We start from the raw sequence: 21,243 nt of genomic DNA on the forward strand, positions 1-21,243 counted from the left end.
TGCGTCGGTTACGCGTAAAATATCGTGGCCAGGCCAAGAAAGGACATAAAGCCAACCACATCGGTAACCGTTGTCAGAATAACGCTGCCTGCTAACGCCGGGTCAATGTTGCGCGATTTCAGGAACAGCGGTAGCACCGTTCCCACCAGCGCCGCAGCCACCAGGTTGATGATCAATGCCGCTGCGATGATGGCGCCAATGAGTACGTCCTGGAACCAGGCAGCGGCTGCCGTCGCAACGACCAGTGCCCAGAATACACCATTGAGGGCGCCAGACATGAATTCCCGGTTCAGCAGCCAGCCCACATTGGCGCCGCTTATCTGGCCCACGGCCATGCCTCGAATCACCAGAGTCAGGGTCTGGCTACCTGCGATGCCGCCCATGCTCGCCACAATAGGCATCAGAACGGCCAGTGCCACCACCTTGGTGATGGTTTCTTCAAACAGGCCAATCACCCCGGAGGCAATGAAAGCGGTGATCAGGTTAATACCAAGCCATACTGCCCGACGACGCGTGGTTTTCCAGACCGGTGCAAAGGTGTCCTCGTCTTCATCGAGACCCGCCATACTCATCAGCGAGTGATCGGCGTCTTCACGAATAACATCGACCACGTCATCGATGGTGATCCGGCCCAGCAGTCTGCCGTCTTCGTTCACCACGGGTGCCGAGATTAGATCGTAGCGCTCGAACAGAGTGGCTACCTTGGTGTCGGACAGGGTGACCGGGATAGGTTCGATGTCGGTGTCCATCACTTCCCGCACCGTGGATGCCGGGTTGGATACCAGCATCTTGGTGATCGGCAACATGCCGATAAACTCGTCTCGTCGGCTGACCACAATCAGGCTATCGGTCATGGGGGGCAGCGTGCGGTGCCGGCGCAGGTAGCGCAGCACGACGTCGATACTGATGTCCGGACGCACCGTGATGGTGTCGGTGTTCATCAGGCCGCCGGCCGTGTCTTCCGGGTAGGAAAGCACTTCCTCGACGCGCTGGCGGTCCTGCTCGTCCATGGTGTCCAGGACTTCCTGGATCACTGTATCCGGCAGCTGCTGGAGCAAGTCAGCGAGATCGTCTGACTCGAAATCCTCGATAATATCCGCCAGTTCCTGGGCGTTCAGCTGGCTCAGGAAGTAGCCACGAATATCGTCGCTGAGATATTGGAGAACTTCCCCTTCCAGCTGCTTATCAACCAGATTCCAGAGCAGGGCGCGCTGACGGGGAGGGGAGGATTCCAGCAGGTGGGCGATATCACTGGGGCTAAGGCCGCCGTTCAGGATGCGGGCAACCTGTTTAAGGGCACCACTGTCCAGAGCCTCGCTCAGGGAGCGGAGCCTTTGGCGGGCCTGGCTTTTTTCCAGAATATCGGTCATGGATCACCCACAGTCAGAAAACGCCTGCATTATAGCGGAGTTAGGGCGCATAGGTCAGAAAGAGTTGTAGGTGAATCCCGCAGAGAACAACCCAGAAGGGTAGAGGGAAGGGTACGGCAACGGAGGGCTATTCGCCCTCGCCAAAATAGTCGTTGATCAACGCCGTCAGAGCTTCGATGGCGGCCTCTTCATCAGGCCCATCGGCAACCAGTTCCACGTCTGTGCCCTGACTGGCCGCCAGCATCATTACCTGCATGATGTTCTTGGCGTCCACATCCCGGCCTTTGCCGTTGATTCGTACGCTGCTGTCGAATTCTGAGGCGGTGGCAACCAGCTTGGCGGTTGCCCGGGCATGCAGTCCCAGTTTGTTAATGATGGTGATGGGGCGACGAATCATGATGGGCTCAGATCTCTCCGCGGGTTTGCAGATGCGGTAGTTCGGTGTGCCGGACCTGAACATTGGTGTAGTTGTTACGGAAATGCGCGCAAAGTTGTTCGCTGACGTATACCGAACGGTGCTGGCCGCCGGTGCATCCGATGGAAATGGTCATGTAGCTGCGATTGCTGTCGGCGAAAGACGGCAGCCAGGATTCCAGAAAGGCTATCAGGTCATCAATCATCTTGCGGCTGGCCGGTTCTTTCTCCAGAAAGTCGATGACCGGCTGGTCAGTGCCGACGAATTTGCGCAAGCTGGTGTCCCAGTAAGGGTTGGGTAAGCAGCGAACGTCGAAGACGTAGTCGGAATCCAGTGGCACGCCATGCTTGAACCCGAACGACTGAAACAGCAACGCTAATTCCTGGTCTTTCCGGCCAACCACCCGCTGCTTCACCATGTCCCGCAACTCGTACATGGACATGCCGGTGGTGTTCACGTACAGGTCAGACAGCTTGGACAGCGGCTCCAGCAGTTTTTTTTCATTGGTGATGGCCTCACGAAGCGAGGTTTTGTCGTCGCTCAGGGGGTGCTTGCGCCGGGTGGCGTGGAAACGCTGGAGCAGTGACTGTTCGTCGGCATCGAGAAAAATGACCTCGACGGTGACTCCGGTGTTCTGAAGCTGGCGGTAAATGTCTTCAAAGTTGGCCAGCTCGGCAGAGAGGTTGCGGGCGTCGATGCTGACGGCCATCTTGCTGAGGCGCCCCGGCGAGGTCTTGTTGGTCGCCTCACGGGTGAGCGGGAACAGCAGGCCAATGGGCAGATTATCGATGCAGTAGTAACCGAGGTCCTCAAGGACGTGGAGCGCCGTACTCTTACCGGAGCCGGACCTGCCACTTACGATAATCAATTTCATACGCTCACGCTCTCCAATGCCGTCTCCAGAATTTGGCTTACTTGGTCGCTGCCGTCATACGCTTGAACAGTGTGGCGGCATCCTCGCACTGGCGAAGCCGATCGCAGAAGGCACGTTCATTGAACTTTTCCGCCAACTGGCTCAGCAGTTCCAGATGTTCGCTGGTGGCCTCTTTGGGCACGACCAGGGCAAACACCAGATCGACTGGTTGATTGTCGATGGCATCAAACTCAATGTTCTCTTCCAGCGTCAGCAAAACGCCCACCACATGATCGAGCCCTTCCAGCCGACAGTGGGGAATGGCAATGCCTTGACCAATGCCGGTGCTGCCCAGACGCTCCCGCCCGATCAGATTATTGAAAATCTGAGTCTCGCTGAGAGTGCCGTTATGCTGGTGAATCTGTTCGGCAATGAATTCCAGCACCCGCTTTTTACTGGAAGCGGGAACCCGGCACAGAGTCAGCTCTGGCGCAAGAATATTCTCGATGGTTAGGGATGTGTCGCTCATGAATCGACTGCAATTCCGTAAAAAAAAGGCTGCGGCAGGTTAACCTTGCCGCAGCGCGATGAGATGACATGCACGATAGCGGGCGTCTAGCGACTGCCGTTGCCGTGCATCCGGTCTACATTCTTTTCCTTGTGCTTGAGGATTTGGCGGTCCAGTTTGTCAATCAGCCCGTCGATGGCCGCATACATGTCCTCGTTTTCTGCCTTTGCGTGTATATCACCACCAACCACGTGCAACGTCGCTTCCGCCATTTGACGAACTTTTTCCACTTGCAAAGTGACCTGGCAATTACTGATGTGGTCAAAGTGGCGTTCAAGTTTCTCAAATTTTTCCGAGACGTAATCCTTCAGTGCGGGAGTCAGTTCTACATGGTGGCCTGAAATGTTGAGTTGCATAGGCGTCTCCTATTGTCATCGTGCCGGCCCAAGCGGGCCGGGCTGAGGGCTGGCGCGCACTGCGCCGCCAAAGTTTGGTCTGGGGGAGCCCCCGTGAGGGCAGGGCTCTCCTAAACCAGTCTTTTTCGCTCATTCGAAGGTGGAATATGCATGGCCTCCCGGTACTTGGCTACCGTCCGCCGCGCCACCTTGATTCCTTGATCCCCTAGCATGGCCGCAATTTTGCTGTCGCTCAACGGCTTTTTCGGCGTTTCCGCCGCGATCAGTTTCTTGATCATTGCACGGATGGCGGTTGATGAACATTCCCCGCCTTCATCCGTACTGACATGGCTCGAGAAAAAGTACTTCAACTCAAAGATGCCCCGAGGCGTATGCATGTATTTCTGGGTGGTTACCCGAGAAATAGTCGACTCGTGCATTTCCACCGCCTGCGCAATATCCGACAGGATCAGGGGTTTCATGGCCTCTTCGCCGTGATCCAGAAAGCCCTGCTGATGTTCAACTATTCGGGTCGCCACCTTGAGCAGAGTTTCGTTACGGCTTTGCAGGCTCTTGATAAACCATTTGGCTTCCTGCAGTTGATCACGCAGGTAGGTGTTATCGGCACTACTGTCTGCGCGCCTTATAAGAGAAGCATAGCCTGCATTGACGCGGATGCGTGGTGCGATTTCAGGATTTAACTCAACCCGCCACCGGCCATTGTGTTTGCGCACGATGACATCCGGAATCACGTAATCGGGCTCGGCGCGATCGATCACGTCTCCGGGCCGTGGGTTCAGGCCAGTAATGAGGGCCAGAACCTCCCGCAATTGATCTTCTTTAAGCCGGCTGCGCCGTAGTAGTTGCGCGTAGTCGCGGTTACCCAGCAGGTTGATGTAGTGGGTAATCACCAGGCGGGCCTGGGACAGCCAGGGTGTCTCCGGCGGTAACTGGTTCAGCTGGATCAGCAGGCATTCCTGCAGGTCGCGGGCAAATACGCCGGGGGGATCGAAATGCTGCAGGCGATGCAGCACCGCTTCAACCTCGTCCAGTTCAACCGGGTCTTCATCCGCATCCTCTTGCAGCCCAGCGTGGATATCCTCCGGGGTGCTGGTCAGGTACCCCCGTTCGTCCACGGCATCCATCAGGGCGTGGGCGATGGCCTGGTCCCGTTCGCTCAACGGAGTCAGGTTCAACTGCCACTCAAGGTGATCCTGCAGGGTTTCCGTGGGTGAGTTACGGGTCTCGAAATCGTGATCGTTCTCGTCGTCATTGCGCGCGGAGGTCGCCGGCGCTGACTGATAGATATCGTCCCAGGCGGTGTCGACCGGAAGATCGTCGGGGATGGTATCCGGAATCTCATTCTCCGATGACCAGTCGGGCCCGTTTTCGGACTCGTCCCAGTCCGGGGTGGTCTCTGCTGCCGATTCCGAGGCTGTTTCGCTGGCTGGCTCGTCGTGACTGTTGCTGTCGTCGGTCGACTGGGACTCCGCCTGCTCGTCGTCCTCGGAGGTTTCCAGCATGGGATTGGATTCAAGCGCCTGCTGAATTTCCTGCTGAAGATCCAAGGTGGATAGCTGCAGTAGCCGGATCGCCTGTTGCAGCTGGGGTGTCATAGTCAGACTCTGACCCAGCTTTAACTGTAAGGAGGCTTTCATAACCATGGTTCAGGATCCGTCACTCGTCAGCACTCTGCGTTGCGGTCTGTTCAATAAAAAGTCGTTATGTGGCCGTCACTTGCCGATATCTAGAAAAAGCCTAGCAAGTTCTTTGCCGAGTTTACTTGCTCAAAGTCACCAACACAATCGGATGCTTGGCGTCACAGTCTGAATTCATTGCCCAGGTAAACCTCTTTCACCTGCTGGTTGGCCAGGATGGTTTCAGAATTTCCGGACGCAATGATGTGACCACCGGAGACAATGTAGGCAGTCTCACAGATGTCCAGGGTTTCCCGCACGTTGTGGTCGGTAATCAGCACGCCGATGCCCTTGTCCCGGAGGTGGCGGATGATGTGCTTGATATCACTTACCGAGATCGGGTCAACCCCTGCAAAGGGTTCGTCCAGCAGGATAAACGCAGGCTCCATGGCCAAGGCGCGGGCGATCTCGACACGGCGGCGTTCACCGCCGGACAGAGCCATACCCACGCTGTCGCGAATGTGGGTAATGTGAAACTCCTCAAGAAGCTCTTCCAGCTTGTTTACCCGTTCGCCGCGGCTCAAGCTCTTGCGGGTCTCGAGGATGGCCATAATGTTGTCACGAACGGTCAGTTTGCGGAACACTGACGCTTCCTGGGGCAGGTAACCGATGCCCTTGCGGGCGCGGCCGTGCATCGGCAGCGGTGTGATGTCCTGACTGTCGATGGTAATGCGGCCCCGATCAGCAGGCACCAGCCCGACAATCATGTAGAAGCAGGTGGTCTTACCGGCACCGTTCGGACCCAGAAGGCCAACGATTTCGCCGCTGCGGATCTCCAGCGAAACGTCAATCACCACCTTCTTGTGTTTGTAGCTTTTTGCCAGGTTACTGGCTCTGAGAACTGCCATCGGATCCCTGTTTGCTCTTGGTACTGCGTGGCTGGATGACCATTTCGACGCGGCCGCTACCGGTGCTGGTGTCGCCGCCTTGCGCGGTTACGACTCGGCGAACGGTATCATAATGAATGATGTCGCCGCGGAACAGGTTGCCATTCTGCTCAATGATGGCCTCCCTTTCAAAGGTCAGTTGGTCATCGCTGGCGGACCAGGTGATGTTCAGGGCGCGGGCATCGGTCTCACCCTCGCCGTCCCGGGTTGGCTGCTGATAGCGAGCCGGCTGGCCGGAGGCCTCAACGCGACTCAGGCCGTTAGCATCCCGATACAGCACCACGCGCTCTGCGTTGAGCCGGGTCTTGCCTTGCACCAGTTGGACGTCTCCGGTGTAGGTGGCGATGCCCTTGGTGTCGTCCAGTCGGGCGTTGTCAGCGCTCACGGTGATCGGGGCGTCAGAGTCCAGGTTGAAAGCCGTGGCAGGCCCGCTGATCGTCAGCGCCAGCGTGACAGCCAGCAGCGTTAGAGCTCGGTTATTGACCAGTTTCATAGCGTCCTTCTACCTGAGATTTGAGTTCGAGGGTTCGGTCGTCGATCCAGGCTTTCATGCCTGTTGCCCGGGTGACGCCAATTTGATCGGTGATGGTAACCGGTGCATCGGTGTACACGGTGCCCTGGTCGTTATCCAGGGTCAGGCTGGTGGTTGTCATCGTGGCCTTGCGTTCACCAAAGGTCCGGATGACCCGCACGTGGTCAGTCAGATAGAGCACCCCCTCGTTCTGCAGCAGGCTGCCATTCTCCGACTCGACGATCCAGGGCTCTGTTTCTGGTTGACCAAAAAGTTTGGCCCGGGGGGCTTTCATGGTGGCGACATTGCCTTCTTCGAACTGCTCGATTCGAGGGCTAGTGAACTGAATCTTCAGGTCGCCGTTTTCGTCAAAGGCGGTGTACTGGCCATTGATCACAAAGCCGTCGGGTTCGGCCTTGCCTCGGAGCTGCGCCGCATCGTCCTGAACCCGGGTGGGTTCGTCGCTGCGCCACAACAGGAACAGTGTCGCGGCAATCGTGCCGCCAAGGGCCAGGGTGCGCAACCATGGGCGGTCTGACAGCGTGAACAGCGCGATCAGGTCGTCTTTGCTCTCGCCGTTGCCGGTTCCATTTCCGTTTTTGCGCGGGTCCTGAGAGCTGCTGCTCATGCGTCTGGCTCCAGGTAGTTTGCCAAGGCAGCGCCGAGCTTACCCTGAGCGGTCAGCAACAGATCACTAACTTCACGCACGGCGCCGCTGCCACCGGCGGCCTGGGTGCAATAGTCGGCGTGTTCGCGTACCAGCCAATAGCCGTTGGGCACGGTCAAGCCAAGCCCGGCAAAACGGATGGCCGGCAGGTCCGGCAGGTCGTCGCCCATGTAGGCGATTGCCTCGGCTGGCAGGTCCATGGTGCTGAGCAGTTCCTGCAGCGCGACGCGTTTATCCTCGCGGCCCTGCATCAGGTGGGGAATGCCCAGATCCCGCATCCGTTTTTCGGTGAGGGGCGACTTGCGGCCGGTAATCACGGCGACATCGATGCCCGCCGCCATCAGCTGTTTCATGCCCAGGCCGTCGAGGATGTTGAAGGCTTTGAGCTCGTCGCCATTGGCGCTGAAATAGAGCCTGCCATCACTCATGATGCCGTCGACGTCAAACGCAATCAGGCGGATCCCGGCGGCTTTAGCCAGAAGTTCCTGCGGCCAGTTCGCGGCTAGCGGGCTGATCGGGTCTGACATCAGATCACTCCTGCCCGAAGCAGATCGTGCATGTTGATAGCGCCCACCAAGCTGCCGCTCTGGTCGGTCACCGGCAGGGCGTTAATTTTCATTTCTTCCATGATGTTCAGAGCTTCCGCCGCCAGGTGGTCGGCCTGAATGGTTTTGCCGTTGGGGGTCATGACGTGTTCGATCGCGGTGGTGTGCACGTCGACATTTTTATCGAGCGTGCGACGCAGATCACCGTCGGTAAAGACGCCGATCAGTTTGCCCGAAGCATCCAGTACCGTGGTCATGCCCAGTCCCTTGCGGGAAATCTCCAGCAGGGCGCCGCTGAGCGTGGTGCCTTCAGGGACTTTAGGAATGCGCTCGCCGGTGTGCATGATGTCGGAGACCCGGAGCAGGAGCCGGCGACCGAGCGTGCCGCCCGGGTGCGAGAACGCGAAATCTTCCTTGCTGAAGCCGCGAGCCTCCAGCAGGGCAACGGCGAGGGCATCTCCCATGACCAGTGTGGCGGTGGTGCTCGAAGTCGGGGCCAGGCCCAGCGGGCAGGCCTCGGTTTCAACACTCACATCCAGGTTGGCCACCGCTTCCCGGGCCAGTACCGAATCCGGGTTGCCGGTCATGCTGATCAGCGGGGCGTCCATACGCTTGATCAGTGGCAAAATGGTAATCACCTCGCTGGTGTTGCCACTGTTAGATATGGCAATGACTACGTCCTGGCTGGTAATCATACCCAGGTCCCCATGGCTGGCTTCGCCGGGATGGACGAAAAACGACGGGGTGCCGGTACTCGCCAGGGTTGCCGCAATCTTGTTACCAATGTGGCCGGATTTGCCCATGCCAGTGACCACAACCCGGCCTTTGCAGGCCATGATCACCTCGCACGCCTTGATGAAATGGTGATCAATGCGTCCTTCCAGAGCATCAATGGCATCGCGTTCGATACGGATAGCTTGAAGCGCGGAAGTGCGAAAGTCCTTTGAGCTCTGTTCAGTCATCGGGATTAGGGCCTGGTTTGCTTGGGTGAACATGATTATCAATGCATTGCACGGTGTCTGGTTTTGGGGGCAATGCCGCTGAATTACAGCGGAGTATATCATTTTCAATCAGAGACGCCGTGGGTTACGGGGTGCGTTACAGAAAGTTCAGTGAAACTGATCAAAGTGTTCATGCTTTTTCGGCTTTGACCGATTGAGCTTCAAGCTTCCTTGGCATAATGTAGCCGCACTTTTACAAGGTGGGGTTACGCACAAAGGGTAGGGTTATGGACAGTCCCGCATACATATCGTTGAGAGATGTCGTTTTCTCCCGTTCAGGGCGTCGAGTTCTGGATGGCGTAACCCTGGACATACCGCGCGGTAAAATCACCGCCATCATGGGGCCCAGTGGCACCGGAAAGACCACGGTGTTGCGGCTGATAGGTGGCCAGCTGCGACCTGATTCCGGCAGCGTCAGTCTAGATGGCCATGACGTGCCGAACCTGAAGCGCGGCGCGTTGTACAAGCTGCGGGAAAATATTGGCATGTTGTTCCAGAGCGGGGCCCTGTTTACCGATCTCAATGTGTACGAGAACGTGGCGTTCCCTCTGCGAGTGCACACATCGCTGCCTGAAGACATGATTCACGACATCGTGCTGATGAAGCTGGAAGCCGTGGGCCTGCGTGGCGCGCGCCAATTAATGCCGTCAGAGTTGTCCGGCGGGATGACCCGGCGAGTTGCGCTGGCACGCAGTATTGCTCTGGACCCGGACCTGATCATGTACGACGAACCTTTCGCCGGCCAGGATCCGATCACCATGGGCGTATTGGTTAAGTTGATCCGGGATCTCAACAGTTCCATGGGCCTGACCAGTGTGCTGGTGTCCCACGATGTGCCGGAATCCCTCAGTATCTGTCATCACGCCTGCATCATTGCTGATGGCAAAGTTATTGGCGAGGGCACGCCGGACCAAATCAGGGCTCATCCGTCAGAGCAGATCCAGCAGTTCCTGCGCGGGCAGCCTGACGGTCCGGTGCCATTTCACTATCCTGCCGGTCCTGCTGGCGCTGATTATGGGCTCTCCGGGGAGGCTTCTTGATCGATCGAATTGTGGCGTTGGGCCGTTGGGGGCTGACCACGATGTCGGCACTCGGTCGCTCAGGGCAGTTCCTGGCGGGCGTTGTGGTGGGCGTCCCTAGGCCGAGCATCGGGTTTCCGCTGTTGGTCAAGCAGCTATACGCCGTGGGTGTTCTGTCGCTGGCGATCATTATCGTGTCTGGTCTTTTCATTGGCATGGTGCTGGGGTTGCAGGGCTACACCATCCTTAGCGACTACGGCTCCGAGGCGGCCATTGGCCAGATGATCGCCCTGACGCTGGTGCGTGAGCTGGGGCCGGTGGTGACAGCGCTGCTTTTTGCGGGTCGGGCCGGGTCTGCCCTGACGGCCGAAATCGGGCTGATGAAAGCGACTGAACAATTGTCGAGCATGGAGATGATGGGGGTCGACCCTTTGCGGCGGGTGGTTGCGCCGAGGCTTTGGGCCGGTTTCATTGCCATGCCGGTGCTGGCCATTATCTTTTCGGCGGTGGGAATATGGGGCGGAATGCTCGTAGGTGTCGACTGGCTTGGCGTTTTTGAGGGTTCGTTCTGGGGTAATATGCAGTCATCCGTCGACTTCGTCGATGATGTGCTCAACGGTGTGATCAAGAGTGTGGTGTTCGGGTTCGTGTGCACCTGGATTGCGGTCTACCAGGGCTACGACTGCGTACCGACTTCTGCAGGTATCAGCTCAGCGACGACCAAAACCGTGGTGTATTCGTCCCTCGCGGTACTGGCGCTGGATTTTGTGTTGACCGCCGTGATGTTTGGCGACTTTTGAACTTACGACTGACAGAAAGGTAGGTGGAGCGGTGATAACCCAGAGAACAATGGAAGTCATAGTCGGAGTGTTTATGGTTGCCGGACTGGCGGCGCTGCTGTTTCTTGCTCTGCAAGTCAGTGGCCTGACGCCCAAATCGGCCGAAGGTACGTATACGGTGTATGCCAATTTCAATGATACCGGTGGGCTGGCGCCCAGAGGACGGGTTTCAATGGCCGGGGTTACGGTCGGCACTATCGAATCGATCAGTCTGAATAAAGAGACGTTTCAGGCGAAAGTAGCGATGGCAATCAGCACTGATATAGATAACATCCCGTCAGACAGTTCGGCAGTAATACGTACATCGGGCCTGCTCGGTGAACAGTACATTGATATATCCGTGGGGGGAGAGATGGAATCGCTGGCAGACGGTGACACCTTCTACTCCACTCAGTCGGCCATGAATCTGGAACGGCTGATCAGTAATTTTGCTTCCGGCCGATGACTGGCCGATAAGCAGGACCGCAGGGAACAGGTTTACATAGGAGATTGTAATGCTTTTGGTGAAACAACGATTGTTGTTGCTGTTTGTACTAACCGCCTTTGCGGTGGGTTCCGCTCATGCCGGAGCCGCTGAGGACCTCAAGGCTTACGTAGATCAGAATACCCAGCGCCTGGTTGAAAAGCTGAACGCCGAGCGCGGCCTGTATGCCAAGAATCCGGAGGCGTTTTACGTCAGCATGGATGAAACCTTGCGAAACTTTGTCGATTTTCGTCGCATTGCAGCTCGAGTTATGGGGCGGTACGCCCGTCAGACCACCCCGGAGCAGCGCGATGCGTTTGTCGTGAAATTCAAGCGCAGCTTATTTGACAGCTATGCCCAGGCGCTTGTGAATGCTGACAAATTTCGCATTGAAGTCAAAGAGGCTGTGATCAACCCTCAGGACGATGGCCGCGCATCTGTGCAGATGGAAGTAATCAGCGCCTCAGGCACCCGTTACCCGGTGACCTACTCCATGTATAAGAACGACGAAGGTCGCTGGATGATGGAGAATGTCATTGTAGAAGGGGTGAATATTGGCCTGGCGTTCCGCGATCGGTTTGCCCAGGAAATGGAAGAGAATCGTGGCCAGGTGCAGGCCGTGATTGACGACTGGGGGGATGCAGTGAAATCCCTGAACCTGGACAAGGAAGTCGACAAGTCGTGACCGCTTCGGTGCCACGTGTTGAGCGGACCAACGACACACTGGTAGTCAGTGGCGAAGTGGATGCAGAGTCCGTCGTGGCGCTGCGGTCGAAGGGCGAAGCGGTTATTCGCTCTGCCGCCGTAAATCTGACCGTGGATCTTGAGGGGCTTGAGACGGCGCACAGTGTTGTGTTGTCGATGCTTCTTTGCTGGCAGCGGCTGGCGTCCACCCAGGGAGTGGTTCTGACCTACCAAGGCGTGAGCGAGCGTCTGCTGTCGCTGGCAGCTCTTAGCCATCTCGATGACCAACTGCCCGGATTTTCTCGCAAATAAATTCGCACCACCACCAAATGAGGTTGGCGGTATCTTCGTTACCCAATGGTAAAGCTGACCCAGCCTCTGTAATTGGTTACAATCTCGCCCCTGATTTTCTAATGCCCGAGGTTTTTTTATGGATGCCACCGAAGTCGCCGCGTTGGTGAAAGACGCATTGCCCGGCTGCGAAGTTGAGGTACAGGTCGACGGTACCCATTACATGGTTGTTGTGGTTGGTGATGTGTTTGAAGGCTTGCCAACGATCAAGCGCCAGCAACTGATTAACAAGGCGCTGTTCCAACAGGTCATGGATGGAACGATTCACGCGCTGCATCCGAAAGCATTTACGCCGGCTGAATGGGCTGAGCGCCAGGGCTGATAGGCCCCGACAAGACAGGATATTGACTGTGGATAAACTTCTGATCCGGGGGCGCAAGCCTCTTGACGGCGAAATACGCATTTCCGGTGCCAAGAACGCGGCGCTGCCAATTCTTGCCGCAACGCTGCTGGCGGACGAGCCGGTAACCGTTGGTAATCTGCCCCACCTGCACGACGTCACCACCATGATCGAACTGCTCGGTCGCATGGGTGTGGAGCTGATGATTGATGAGAAAATGAGCGTGGAAGTTCACGCCAATACCATCAAGCATTTCCACGCGCCCTACGAGCTGGTGAAGACCATGCGGGCATCGATCCTGGTGCTGGGCCCCCTGGTGGCGCACTTCGGTGAAGCCGAGGTATCTCTGCCTGGCGGCTGTGCGATCGGTAGCCGGCCGGTGAATCTGCATATTCAGGGCCTGGAGCAGATGGGTGCCGAGATCAAGGTCGAGAATGGCTACATCAAGGCCAAGACCAACGGTCGCCTGAAGGGCGCGCACATTTTCATGGATACCGTTACCGTCACCGGTACGGAAAACCTGATGATGGCCGCGGCCTTGGCCGACGGGAAAACCATTCTGGAAAACGCTGCGCGTGAACCGGAAGTGGTGGATCTGGCGGAATGCCTGATTGCCATGGGTGCCGATATCAAGGGCCATGGTACGGCGACTATCGAGATCCACGGTGTGAAGCGCCTGCACGGTTGCCACTACGACGTACTGCCAGACCGCGTAGAGACCGGTACCTACCTTGTGGCAGCTGCTGCCACCGGTGGCCGGGTCAAGCTCAAGGACACCCGCGAGGATCTGCTCGAGTCGGTTCTGTTAAAGCTGAATGAGGCAGGCGCCCATATCAGCACCGGTCCGGATTGGATCGAGCTGGACATGAAGGGCAACCGACCCAAGGCCGTGAGTATTCGAACTGCACCTTATCCGGCGTTTCCCACGGACATGCAGGCCCAGTTTGCGGCCATGAACGTGGTTGCTGAAGGTAGCGGCACCATTGTGGAGACGGTGTTCGAGAACCGCTTCATGCACTTGCAGGAACTGATTCGCATGGGTGCCGACATCACGCTTGAAGGCAATGCCGCCATCATCAAAGGTGTTGAGCACCTTGCTGGCGCACCAGTAATGGCGACCGATCTGCGCGCTTCCGCCAGTCTCGTGATTGCCGGCCTGGTGGCTGATGGCGACACCATCGTCGATCGCATCTACCACATCGACCGTGGTTACGAGTGCATCGAAGAAAAACTGCAGTTGCTGGGTGCCAGCATTCGCCGCTTGCCGGCGTGACGGAAACAAACGGGAAACCGGAAGGACGCATGACAGATTCCATCACCATCGCATTGTCGAAGGGGCGCATTCTCGAAGAGACGCTGCCACTGCTGGCGGAAGCCGGCATTGAGCTGGTCGACGACATCAAGAAATCCCGCAAGCTGGTTTTTCCGACCACGGATCCCAGCGTAAGGGTGCTTATCATCCGAGCCACCGACGTGCCGACTTATGTCCAGTACGGCGGCGCTGACCTTGGCGTTACCGGTAAGGATGTTTTGATGGAGCACGGTGGTGAGGGTCTGTATGAGCCGCTGGATCTGAACATTTCCCGTTGCCGTCTGATGACCGCGGGCCCTAAGGATCAGACGCCACCGAGTGGCCGGATCAAGGTGGCGACCAAGTTTGTGAATCTGGCTCGTAGTTACTATTCGGCCCAGGGTCGTCAGGCAGACATCATCAAGCTGTATGGTGCTATGGAACTGGCGCCGATTCTCGGACTGGCGGATGAGATTGTCGATATTGTTGATACCGGCAATACCTTGAAGGCCAACGGCCTGGAAGCTCGGGAGCTGATTGAGCACATCAGCAGCCGGTTGGTGGTTAACCGGGCGTCCATGAAGATGAAGCACGAAAAGATTAATCCGATAATCGAAAAGATGTCTGTTGCCGTAGATAAACGCAGGCAAGCTTGAGTGGAAGAACCGATCAGGTGGGACTTTCCAAAACCCGCTCAAGCACATCCCTGTGACGCTTGAGCTCCGCCATCCCTGGCTCCGCACAGTTTTAGAAAGCCCCACCTGACCGATTCCCAATCAGAAGAGCTGGTTTCAACAACGATCAGCTCGCGTACCCAAGACAGGATCTGATAATGACCGTTAACATCACGCGATTAAATGCCTCCCAGAGTGACTTCGACAGTTCACTGGCAAAGCTGTTGGCCTGGGAAGACAGCGTTGATCATCAGGTGAATGAATCGGTACGTCATATCCTGCATCAGGTGAAAACCCGCGGTGACGCTGCGGTGCTTGAGTTCACCGAGAAATTCGATCGTCTGAAAGCGGGCAGCGTTGCTGAGCTTGAGATTGGTCAGGATCGGCTGCAGAAGGCGCTCGAGACAATTCCTGAAGATCAGAGGGTTGCCCTGGAACAAGCGGCGCAGCGGGTTCGTTCTTATCATGAGCGGCAGAATCAAAAGTCCTGGCAGTACGAAGAAGAAGACGGCACGGTGTTGGGTCAGAAGGTTACGCCGTTGGATCGTGCTGGCTTGTATGTGCCGGGCGGTAAGGCTGCTTACCCGTCATCCGTATTGATGAATGCCATTCCGGCTAAAGTGGCCGGTGTCGGTGAAGTGATTATGGTTGTGCCGACTCCCGATGGCGTTGTTAACGACATGGTGTTGGCGGCCGCGGCGATTGCGGGTGTCGATCGGGTATTTACCCTCGGTGGCGCTCAGGCCGTCGGTGCGCTGGCGTATGGCACGGAAACCGTGCCGTCCGTGGATAAGATCGTCGGCCCTGGCAACATTTTCGTGGCGACGGCCAAGCGCGAGGTGTTCGGCACCGTTGGTATCGATATGATCGCCGGTCCGTCTGAGATCCTGGTGATCTGCGATGGTCAAACCGATCCTGACTGGATTGCCATGGACCTGTTTTCCCAGGCTGAGCACGATGAGCAGGCGCAGTCGATCCTGATCAGTCCGGATGCGAAGTTCCTGGATGCGGTTGAAGCCAGCATCAACAAATTGCTGCCGACCATGGAGCGCGCCGAAATCATCGAGGCGTCTATGGGCACTCGTGCGGCAATGATTGAGGTGTCTGATCTTAGTCAGGCGGCGGAGGTTTCGAATCGAATTGCTCCGGAGCACCTTGAGTTGTCGGTGGAAGACCCCGAGGCGTTGTGTGAAGAAATTCGTCACGCCGGCGCTATCTTTATGGGGCGTTACACCGCCGAAGCGCTCGGCGACTACTGTGCGGGGCCGAACCACGTGCTGCCCACCAGCGGGACTGCCCGGTTCTCGTCACCTCTGGGTGTCTACGATTTCCAGAAGCGTTCCTCCCTCATCGGTTTCAGTGCCTCCGGAGCGGATCGCATGGGGCGGGTGGCCTCAGTGCTGGCGCGCGGTGAGGGCCTGACCGCTCACGCCCGTTCCGCTGAGTTTCGCATCGACGAAGACTGACACATCTATGTTCGCGCGCAGGGCCCTCCTGCGCTGCGACCGCACGGAGTTCATTTCAGTATGAGTAAGTTCTGGAGTCCGCTGGTTAATGACCTGGTCCCGTATGTGCCGGGCGAACAGCCGAAAATGGCCAATCTGGTCAAGCTCAATACCAATGAAAACCCTTTTGGTCCGTCACCCAGGGTCGTTGAAGCGATCAAGGCAGAGTTGAATGACAATCTTCGCTTGTATCCGGACCCGGAAGGCGAAAGTTTGCGCCAGACTATTGCCAACTATCACTCCTTGAAGCCTGAGCAGATATTCCTCGGTAATGGGTCCGACGAAGTCCTGGCGCACATCTTCTACGGCCTGTTTCAGCACGGCGAGCCGATTCTGTTTCCGGATATTACCTACAGTTTTTACCCGGTCTATTGCGGTTTGTATAACATCGAGGGCATCAAGGTCCCGCTGACCGATAGCTTCGAAATCAACCCCGAAGACTACAAGCAGGCCAACGGTGGGGTGATTTTTCCCAACCCGAATGCGCCTACGGGCCGGTTTCTCGGTCTGGAGCACGTGGAAGAAATCTTGCGAGCTAACCCCGACCGGGTCGTAGTGGTTGATGAGGCTTACATCGATTTCGGCGGAGAGAGTGCCATCACTTTGGTGGATAAGTATCCGAACCTGTTGGTCTCCCAAACCCTGTCCAAAGCCCGCTCTCTTGCTGGTTTGCGGGTTGGTTTTGCGGTTGGCCACCCGGACCTGATCGAGGCATTGAATCGGGTCAAGAACAGCTTCAACAGCTATCCGCTGGATCGGTTGGCTTTGGCCGGTGCTCAGGCCGCCTATGAAGACGAAGCCTGGTTCCAGAAATGCTGCGCTGGCGTCATCAGCGAGCGTGAGCGTCTCACGACAGCACTTGCCGAGCTGGATTTTGAAGTGCTGCCGTCCAAGGCAAACTTCGTGCTGGCTCGCCACAAGACGAAGTCCGGCGGCTCTCTGGCGCAAGGCCTGAGAGAGCAAGGCATTATCGTTCGCCACTTCAACAAGCCACGGATCGAGCAATTCCTTCGGATTACCATTGGTACTCCTACACAGAACGATGCTCTGATCAAAGGTATTAAGTCGCTGTAGCTTTTAGCTTCGGTGGCACAGCATCGCCGGGATGACCTTCCGGGAACCGCTACGAGCACGTCCATGTGCGCTTGTTTCCGGCCATCCTTGGCCTCCAACATTCCCGAAAGGTCATCCCGGCAATGCTGGCTGGCCTTTGGGGCGTAGTCAGCAGGGAGTATCTCAATGGCAAGTCGCGACAGTATCGTTCAAAAAATCTCCGAATGGCTCCAGCCAGAGAACTTTCAGGACTATTGTCCAAACGGTCTCCAGGTTGAAGGTAAAGAAGAGGTTTTTACACTTGTTACCGGCGTTACTGCTTCACAGGCGCTGATTGATGCGGCCATAGAAGCCGGTGCCGATATGATCCTGGTGCACCACGGTTACTTCTGGAAGGGCGAAGACCAGCGAATTCGCGGCATGAAGCGCGAGCGGCTGAAAACCTTGCTTCAGAAAGATATCAATCTGGCAGCTTATCACCTGCCTCTGGATGATCACCCGGAGTATGGCAACAACCGGCAGCTAGCGAATGTTCTGGGTATCGAGAATCCCAGGCCGCTCGGTGGTCTGGTGTGGCAAGGCGAGCTTTCAGAGCCTATGACGCCGGAGCAATTGGGTCGTCATATTGCTGAGCAGCTTCACCGGGAGCCGCTTCTGGTTGGAGAGGGTAAGTCCCAGATCAGTCGGGTAGGTTGGTGCACTGGCGCTGCACAGGGCTTCATTGGTACGGCGCTGGACGCCGGCTTAGATGCCTTTATCAGTGGGGAAATATCGGAGCCGACAACTCACACGGCGCGTGAATGTGGCATTTACTATTATGCGGCGGGCCATCACGCTACTGAGCGATATGGGGTGCGGGCGTTGGGCGAGGCGCTGGCAAAGGAATTCGGGCTGACGCATCGATTTATCGATTGCGACAACCCGGCGTAAGGGCTCAGGCCTTCTCTTTCTTGGGGAGGCCGAAACCTTCTGCCAGCGTTCCCGAAGCATCGGGATCGGTCTTGGGGGCATAGTCTCGTGGCGGCTCTACACCGTCGTCGCTAACTTCTTCCAGCCGCTTCCTTGACGTTTCCTGGGCAAGCTCTTCCATCCACTCTTCATCGTTGCACAGCCGGTTGGCGCCGCGCGCCATGTGCTGGTTCACGTCGCGATAGGCATCGTTAAAGCGGCGCAGAAGGTGGGAGGACTCCATAAAGTGCTCATTCACCTGGGCCTGATAGCGGGTGTATTCGCTTCGCAGTTCTTCAATTTGTTGTTCTGCCCGACGCTGTCGCAGCGTGGTTCCCTGCCCGGAGCGGCCAACAACTACCCCGATGACGATGCCTACAATCAATGCGGCAATCGCTGCCAGAATCAGGTTTGTCATATGCTGTGTCGTCCTTTTACCTGGAAATTAGCCTCGCACGATAATCGAGTATAACGCTCGAAGCGTGTTCAGCCCATGATTCTATCCTGCGCCAATCGTCGTATTGCTATGCAAGCGCCCAACGTGGCGAATAATGACGAAATGCGCGACAATACGCCGCCCCAAATTTCACGACAGATCTCCGGGAACAGCTTAATGACAGACTCCAAGTCCTCCGATGCCAATGTGAACTTGACCCCATGGGAGCGTTACCAGAAGGATCTTGAACGTCCGGATTTTCAGAAGGACGCCGCTCAGGAAGATGCTGTCAGCCGTCTGCAGTCACTGTACGACAAACTGGTCGATGCTGAAAGTGATCGCAATAAGGCGATGACCAAGCTGCGCCGAAAACTGAAGAAGGGCAAGGAAGAGCCGGTTACCGGGCTGTACTTCTGGGGCGGCGTTGGTCGCGGTAAGACTTACCTGATGGATACTTTCTACGAATCCCTGCCTTTTGATCGGAAGATGCGGGTTCACTTTCACCGTTTCATGCAACGGGTTCATACCGAGCTGAAGTCTCTGAAGGGCGAGAAAAACCCACTGGAGCTGGTGTCCAAGAAGTTTGCTGATGAAGCTCGTGTGATCTGTTTCGATGAGTTTTTTGTTTCCGACATTGGTGATGCCATGATCCTTGCCACCTTGATGGATGGCCTTTTCAGCCGTGGCGTGACTCTGGTGTGCACCTCCAACATTGTTCCGGATGGGTTGTATAAAGACGGCCTGCAGCGCGCGCGTTTCCTGCCTGCGATCGCTCTGGTGAAAAAGCACACTCAGGTTGTGAATGTTGATGGCGGTATCGACTACCGTCTCAGGACTCTGGAGCAGGCGGAGCTGTTCCATTCACCGCTGGATGACGAAGCGGATGTCAGTCTGCGGGCGAGTTTCGATGCCCTAGCAGTGGAGGCCGGCAAGCACAGCAAGACCATGGAGATAAATGGGCGGAAGATTCCGGCCCAGGCCCATGCTGATGATGTGGTCTGGTTTGATTTCGTGGATGTGTGTGATGGCCCTCGTAGCCAGAACGACTACATCGAGCTGGCTCGGCAGTTTCACGCGATCATTATCAGCAATGTCCCTGTCCTGGGACGCGAGAACGATGATCAGGCTCGTCGGTTCATCAACATGGTGGACGAGTTTTACGATCGCAATGTGAAGGTGATCATGTCCGCCGCGGCTCCCATAACCGAGCTTTATTCAGGCGGCCGTCTTAGTTTCGAGTTTGAAAGAACCGAATCACGACTGCTGGAAATGCAGTCGCATGAGTATCTGGAAGCACCGCATAAGCCGTAAATAATCCCATAAGAATTCAGTAGAACTGAATCAGAACGATAGGCAGAGCGAAGGCTTGGCTATCAATAACAAAGAGAGATCGATCTATGAGCAACGATAACGTAGTGATTGTCAGTGGGGTTCGTACCCCAATGGGTGGTTTTCAGGGCAGCCTGTCCGCTGTGAGTGCGCCTGACCTTGGCGCTCTCACCATTGCTGAGGCGGTAAAGCGCGCTGGTCTGCAGCCGGCTGATGTCCAGGAAGTGATCATGGGCAATGTGCTGCCCGCCGGGCTCAAGCAAGGCCCGGCTCGTCAGGCCATGCGCAAGGCTGGTCTGCCAGACAACACCGGTGCCACCACCATCAACAAGCTTTGCGGTTCCGGTATGAAAGCGGCGATGTTTGCCCATGACCTGATCAAGGCGGGTAGCAACGACATCATGGTCGCCGGTGGCATGGAGAGCATGTCCAATGCGCCCTACATTCTCCCCACCGCGCGGAAAGGCTATCGCATGGGGCCTGGCGATACAGCGCAGGATCACATGTTCCTGGATGGCCTGGAAGATGCGGAAACGGGCCGCCTGATGGGCGCGTTCGCCCAGGAAATGGCGGACAAGAAGGGCTACACCCGTGAAGAGATGGATGACTACGCCATCAACTCGCTCAAGCGCGCGCAGCGAGCGATCACCGAGGGTCTGTTGAAGGACGAAATCGTTCCAGTGACGGTCAAATCCCGTAAGGGCGACACCGTTGTCGAAGACGATGAGCAGCCGTTCAACGCCAACATCGAAAAGATCCCGAGCCTGCGTCCGGCGTTCAGCAAAGACGGCACCGTGACTGCCGCGAACGCATCGTCTATCTCTGATGGCGCTTCGGCCCTGGTGTTGATGCGGGAATCAGAAGCGGAAAAGCGTGGTTTGAAGCCGCTGGCAAGAATTGTGGGTCACAGCACCCAGTCTCAGCATCCTGCGGAATTCACCTGTGCACCGGTAGGTGCCATCGAGACTCTGCTCGGCAAAACTGGCTGGAGTAAAGAAGAGGTCGACTTGTTTGAGATCAACGAGGCCTTTGCCATGGTGGCCATGATGCCTATCCGCGAGCTGGGGCTCGATCCGGAAAAGGTGAATGTTCATGGTGGTGCCTGTGCCCAGGGGCACCCTGTAGGCTCTACTGGCTCCCGTCTCCTCGTTACCCTGATGTACGCGCTGCAGCGTTACGGCAAGAAAAAGGGTATTGCGGCTCTTTGCATCGGCGGTGGTGAGGCCACGGCCATGGCCATTGAGTTGCTGTAAGCTCCTGCTCTAGGGCCCAGGGATGGGCCCGAATCTCCTTCCTGTTCGCCCAAGAAAACCCCGCCAAACCAAAGTGGTTGCATCCAAAATTGTTGTCTATAGTGAAGCGGTGCGAGTAAACCCGCTGGTAAATGGGGTATGAAGGCAAAATCATACTTTTGACTGATCAAAGCGCTCGACAGCGTTAGCTATAGTGCCAACATCACGAG

At 56.8% G+C, this 21,243-nt stretch carries 25 protein-coding genes; 13 read left to right on the forward strand and 12 right to left on the reverse strand.

All coding sequences use genetic code 11. The features are described from left to right. Positions 1 to 8 precede the first annotated feature (8 nt). The 11 genes from mgtE to FGO67_RS08015 form a co-directional block, all read right to left on the reverse strand. A complete protein-coding gene (mgtE, locus tag FGO67_RS07965) occupies positions 9 to 1,370 on the reverse strand; it encodes a magnesium transporter (RefSeq protein ID WP_203300211.1) in 1,362 nt (453 codons plus the stop codon). Between the two features lie 127 nt (positions 1,371 to 1,497). Continuing rightward, positions 1,498 to 1,767 (reverse strand): HPr family phosphocarrier protein, encoded by a 270-nt coding sequence (locus FGO67_RS07970; RefSeq protein WP_203300212.1) that lies wholly within the window; start codon positions 1,765 to 1,767, stop codon positions 1,498 to 1,500. A 7-nt stretch (positions 1,768 to 1,774) separates the two neighbouring features. Further along, a complete protein-coding gene (gene rapZ / locus FGO67_RS07975) occupies positions 1,775 to 2,659 on the reverse strand; it encodes an RNase adapter RapZ (protein ID WP_203300213.1) in 885 nt (294 codons plus the stop codon). 37 nt (positions 2,660 to 2,696) lie between these two features. Next, positions 2,697 to 3,167, reverse strand: coding sequence for a PTS IIA-like nitrogen regulatory protein PtsN (ptsN, locus tag FGO67_RS07980; RefSeq protein ID WP_203300214.1), 471 nt, complete (start codon positions 3,165 to 3,167; stop codon positions 2,697 to 2,699). 86 nt (positions 3,168 to 3,253) lie between these two features. Continuing rightward, positions 3,254 to 3,562, reverse strand: coding sequence for a ribosome hibernation promoting factor (hpf, locus tag FGO67_RS07985; RefSeq protein WP_203300215.1), 309 nt, complete (start codon positions 3,560 to 3,562; stop codon positions 3,254 to 3,256). Positions 3,563 to 3,672: 110 nt separating this feature from the next. Then, positions 3,673 to 5,199: an RNA polymerase factor sigma-54 gene (locus FGO67_RS07990; protein WP_203300216.1), complete on the reverse strand. Its 1,527-nt coding sequence runs from the start codon at positions 5,197 to 5,199 to the stop codon at positions 3,673 to 3,675. Positions 5,200 to 5,360: 161 nt separating this feature from the next. Then, positions 5,361 to 6,086: an LPS export ABC transporter ATP-binding protein gene (gene lptB, locus FGO67_RS07995; RefSeq protein ID WP_203300217.1), complete on the reverse strand. Its 726-nt coding sequence runs from the start codon at positions 6,084 to 6,086 to the stop codon at positions 5,361 to 5,363. Continuing rightward, positions 6,064 to 6,618, reverse strand: a complete 555-nt coding sequence (gene lptA, locus FGO67_RS08000; protein WP_203300218.1) for a lipopolysaccharide transport periplasmic protein LptA — start codon at positions 6,616 to 6,618, stop codon at positions 6,064 to 6,066. The genes lptB and lptA overlap by 23 nt, the downstream gene beginning before the upstream one ends. Continuing rightward, on the reverse strand, positions 6,602 to 7,264 hold the full coding sequence (lptC, locus tag FGO67_RS08005) for an LPS export ABC transporter periplasmic protein LptC (protein WP_338039543.1): 663 nt from the start codon (positions 7,262 to 7,264) through the stop codon (positions 6,602 to 6,604). The genes lptA and lptC overlap by 17 nt, the downstream gene beginning before the upstream one ends. Then, the gene (locus FGO67_RS08010) at positions 7,261 to 7,830 is read right to left on the reverse strand and encodes a KdsC family phosphatase (protein WP_203300219.1); all 570 of its coding nucleotides are present in this window, start codon (positions 7,828 to 7,830) and stop codon (positions 7,261 to 7,263) included. Before FGO67_RS08010 ends, lptC begins: the two co-directional genes overlap by 4 nt. Further along, entirely contained in the window at positions 7,830 to 8,810 is a 981-nt protein-coding gene (locus tag FGO67_RS08015; RefSeq protein WP_203300220.1) for a KpsF/GutQ family sugar-phosphate isomerase, read from the reverse strand. The genes FGO67_RS08010 and FGO67_RS08015 overlap by 1 nt, the downstream gene beginning before the upstream one ends. Positions 8,811 to 9,076: 266 nt before the next feature. Here FGO67_RS08015 and FGO67_RS08020 point away from each other — a divergent pair, with 266 nt between their 5' ends. From FGO67_RS08020 to FGO67_RS08070, 11 genes are all read left to right on the forward strand, one after another. After that, entirely contained in the window at positions 9,077 to 9,889 is an 813-nt protein-coding gene (locus FGO67_RS08020) for an ABC transporter ATP-binding protein (protein ID WP_203300221.1), read from the forward strand. After that, positions 9,886 to 10,668, forward strand: a complete 783-nt coding sequence (gene mlaE / locus FGO67_RS08025) for a lipid asymmetry maintenance ABC transporter permease subunit MlaE (protein ID WP_203300222.1) — start codon at positions 9,886 to 9,888, stop codon at positions 10,666 to 10,668. Before FGO67_RS08020 ends, mlaE begins: the two co-directional genes overlap by 4 nt. Positions 10,669 to 10,702: 34 nt before the next feature. Next, positions 10,703 to 11,152 (forward strand): outer membrane lipid asymmetry maintenance protein MlaD, encoded by a 450-nt coding sequence (gene mlaD, locus FGO67_RS08030; protein WP_203301149.1) that lies wholly within the window; start codon positions 10,703 to 10,705, stop codon positions 11,150 to 11,152. 49 nt (positions 11,153 to 11,201) lie between these two features. Beyond that, on the forward strand, positions 11,202 to 11,855 hold the full coding sequence (locus FGO67_RS08035; RefSeq protein WP_203300223.1) for an MlaC/ttg2D family ABC transporter substrate-binding protein: 654 nt from the start codon (positions 11,202 to 11,204) through the stop codon (positions 11,853 to 11,855). Then, complete coding sequence (locus tag FGO67_RS08040; RefSeq protein WP_203300224.1) at positions 11,852 to 12,166, forward strand: STAS domain-containing protein; 315 nt, start codon at positions 11,852 to 11,854, stop codon at positions 12,164 to 12,166. The genes FGO67_RS08035 and FGO67_RS08040 overlap by 4 nt, the downstream gene beginning before the upstream one ends. 118 nt (positions 12,167 to 12,284) lie before the next feature. After that, positions 12,285 to 12,527: a BolA family protein gene (locus FGO67_RS08045; RefSeq protein ID WP_138439317.1), complete on the forward strand. Its 243-nt coding sequence runs from the start codon at positions 12,285 to 12,287 to the stop codon at positions 12,525 to 12,527. A gap of 28 nt (positions 12,528 to 12,555) precedes the next feature. Next, entirely contained in the window at positions 12,556 to 13,818 is a 1,263-nt protein-coding gene (gene murA / locus FGO67_RS08050) for a UDP-N-acetylglucosamine 1-carboxyvinyltransferase (RefSeq protein WP_203300225.1), read from the forward strand. 29 nt (positions 13,819 to 13,847) lie between these two features. After that, entirely contained in the window at positions 13,848 to 14,492 is a 645-nt protein-coding gene (hisG, locus tag FGO67_RS08055; RefSeq protein WP_203300226.1) for an ATP phosphoribosyltransferase, read from the forward strand. A gap of 176 nt (positions 14,493 to 14,668) precedes the next feature. Beyond that, positions 14,669 to 15,976, forward strand: a complete 1,308-nt coding sequence (hisD, locus tag FGO67_RS08060; protein WP_203300227.1) for a histidinol dehydrogenase — start codon at positions 14,669 to 14,671, stop codon at positions 15,974 to 15,976. Positions 15,977 to 16,036: 60 nt separating this feature from the next. Next, on the forward strand, positions 16,037 to 17,089 hold the full coding sequence (hisC, locus tag FGO67_RS08065) for a histidinol-phosphate transaminase (RefSeq protein ID WP_203300228.1): 1,053 nt from the start codon (positions 16,037 to 16,039) through the stop codon (positions 17,087 to 17,089). Between the two features lie 165 nt (positions 17,090 to 17,254). Further along, entirely contained in the window at positions 17,255 to 17,998 is a 744-nt protein-coding gene (locus tag FGO67_RS08070) for a Nif3-like dinuclear metal center hexameric protein (RefSeq protein WP_203300229.1), read from the forward strand. Between the two features lie 4 nt (positions 17,999 to 18,002). On the opposite strand, the gene FGO67_RS08075 is transcribed toward FGO67_RS08070, so the two are convergent. Then, positions 18,003 to 18,434 carry a Z-ring associated ZapG family protein gene (locus FGO67_RS08075; protein ID WP_041341091.1) on the reverse strand — a complete coding sequence of 144 codons (432 nt, stop codon included), beginning with the start codon at positions 18,432 to 18,434 and terminating at the stop codon, positions 18,003 to 18,005. Between the two features lie 231 nt (positions 18,435 to 18,665). Here FGO67_RS08075 and zapE point away from each other — a divergent pair, with 231 nt between their 5' ends. Together zapE and FGO67_RS08085 are read left to right on the forward strand one after the other, a co-directional pair. Continuing rightward, positions 18,666 to 19,763, forward strand: coding sequence for a cell division protein ZapE (zapE, locus tag FGO67_RS08080; RefSeq protein WP_203301150.1), 1,098 nt, complete (start codon positions 18,666 to 18,668; stop codon positions 19,761 to 19,763). An 86-nt stretch (positions 19,764 to 19,849) separates the two neighbouring features. Beyond that, a complete protein-coding gene (locus FGO67_RS08085; protein WP_203300230.1) occupies positions 19,850 to 21,034 on the forward strand; it encodes a thiolase family protein in 1,185 nt (394 codons plus the stop codon). The last annotated feature ends 209 nt before the right edge of the window (positions 21,035 to 21,243 follow it).

It is taken from the genome of Marinobacter sediminum (genome assembly GCF_016820575.1).
In the GTDB taxonomy this organism is placed as follows: Bacteria; Pseudomonadota; Gammaproteobacteria; order Pseudomonadales; family Oleiphilaceae; genus Marinobacter; species Marinobacter sediminum.

Bases quoted from the DNA above. Each gene is read 5' to 3' on its own strand.
- FGO67_RS08035 (WP_203300223.1), top strand. From the start codon at position 11,202: ATGCTTTTGGTGAAACAACGATTGTTGTTGCTGTTTGTACTAACCGCC.
- FGO67_RS08085 (WP_203300230.1), top strand. From the start codon at position 19,850: ATGAGCAACGATAACGTAGTGATTGTCAGTGGGGTTCGTACCCCAATG.
- FGO67_RS08075 (WP_041341091.1), bottom strand. From the start codon at position 18,434: ATGACAAACCTGATTCTGGCAGCGATTGCCGCATTGATTGTAGGCATC.
- ptsN (WP_203300214.1), bottom strand. From the start codon at position 3,167: ATGAGCGACACATCCCTAACCATCGAGAATATTCTTGCGCCAGAGCTG.
- lptC (WP_338039543.1), bottom strand. From the start codon at position 7,264: ATGAGCAGCAGCTCTCAGGACCCGCGCAAAAACGGAAATGGAACCGGC.
- mgtE (WP_203300211.1), bottom strand. From the start codon at position 1,370: ATGACCGATATTCTGGAAAAAAGCCAGGCCCGCCAAAGGCTCCGCTCC.
- lptB (WP_203300217.1), bottom strand. From the start codon at position 6,086: ATGGCAGTTCTCAGAGCCAGTAACCTGGCAAAAAGCTACAAACACAAG.
- hisC (WP_203300228.1), top strand. From the start codon at position 16,037: ATGAGTAAGTTCTGGAGTCCGCTGGTTAATGACCTGGTCCCGTATGTG.
- FGO67_RS08070 (WP_203300229.1), top strand. From the start codon at position 17,255: ATGGCAAGTCGCGACAGTATCGTTCAAAAAATCTCCGAATGGCTCCAG.
- FGO67_RS08015 (WP_203300220.1), bottom strand. From the start codon at position 8,810: ATGACTGAACAGAGCTCAAAGGACTTTCGCACTTCCGCGCTTCAAGCT.
- FGO67_RS08045 (WP_138439317.1), top strand. From the start codon at position 12,285: ATGGATGCCACCGAAGTCGCCGCGTTGGTGAAAGACGCATTGCCCGGC.
- hisG (WP_203300226.1), top strand. From the start codon at position 13,848: ATGACAGATTCCATCACCATCGCATTGTCGAAGGGGCGCATTCTCGAA.
- FGO67_RS07970 (WP_203300212.1), bottom strand. From the start codon at position 1,767: ATGATTCGTCGCCCCATCACCATCATTAACAAACTGGGACTGCATGCC.
- hisD (WP_203300227.1), top strand. From the start codon at position 14,669: ATGACCGTTAACATCACGCGATTAAATGCCTCCCAGAGTGACTTCGAC.
- FGO67_RS08010 (WP_203300219.1), bottom strand. From the start codon at position 7,830: ATGTCAGACCCGATCAGCCCGCTAGCCGCGAACTGGCCGCAGGAACTT.
- hpf (WP_203300215.1), bottom strand. From the start codon at position 3,562: ATGCAACTCAACATTTCAGGCCACCATGTAGAACTGACTCCCGCACTG.
- FGO67_RS07990 (WP_203300216.1), bottom strand. From the start codon at position 5,199: ATGAAAGCCTCCTTACAGTTAAAGCTGGGTCAGAGTCTGACTATGACA.
- lptA (WP_203300218.1), bottom strand. From the start codon at position 6,618: ATGAAACTGGTCAATAACCGAGCTCTAACGCTGCTGGCTGTCACGCTG.
- rapZ (WP_203300213.1), bottom strand. From the start codon at position 2,659: ATGAAATTGATTATCGTAAGTGGCAGGTCCGGCTCCGGTAAGAGTACG.
- FGO67_RS08020 (WP_203300221.1), top strand. From the start codon at position 9,077: ATGGACAGTCCCGCATACATATCGTTGAGAGATGTCGTTTTCTCCCGT.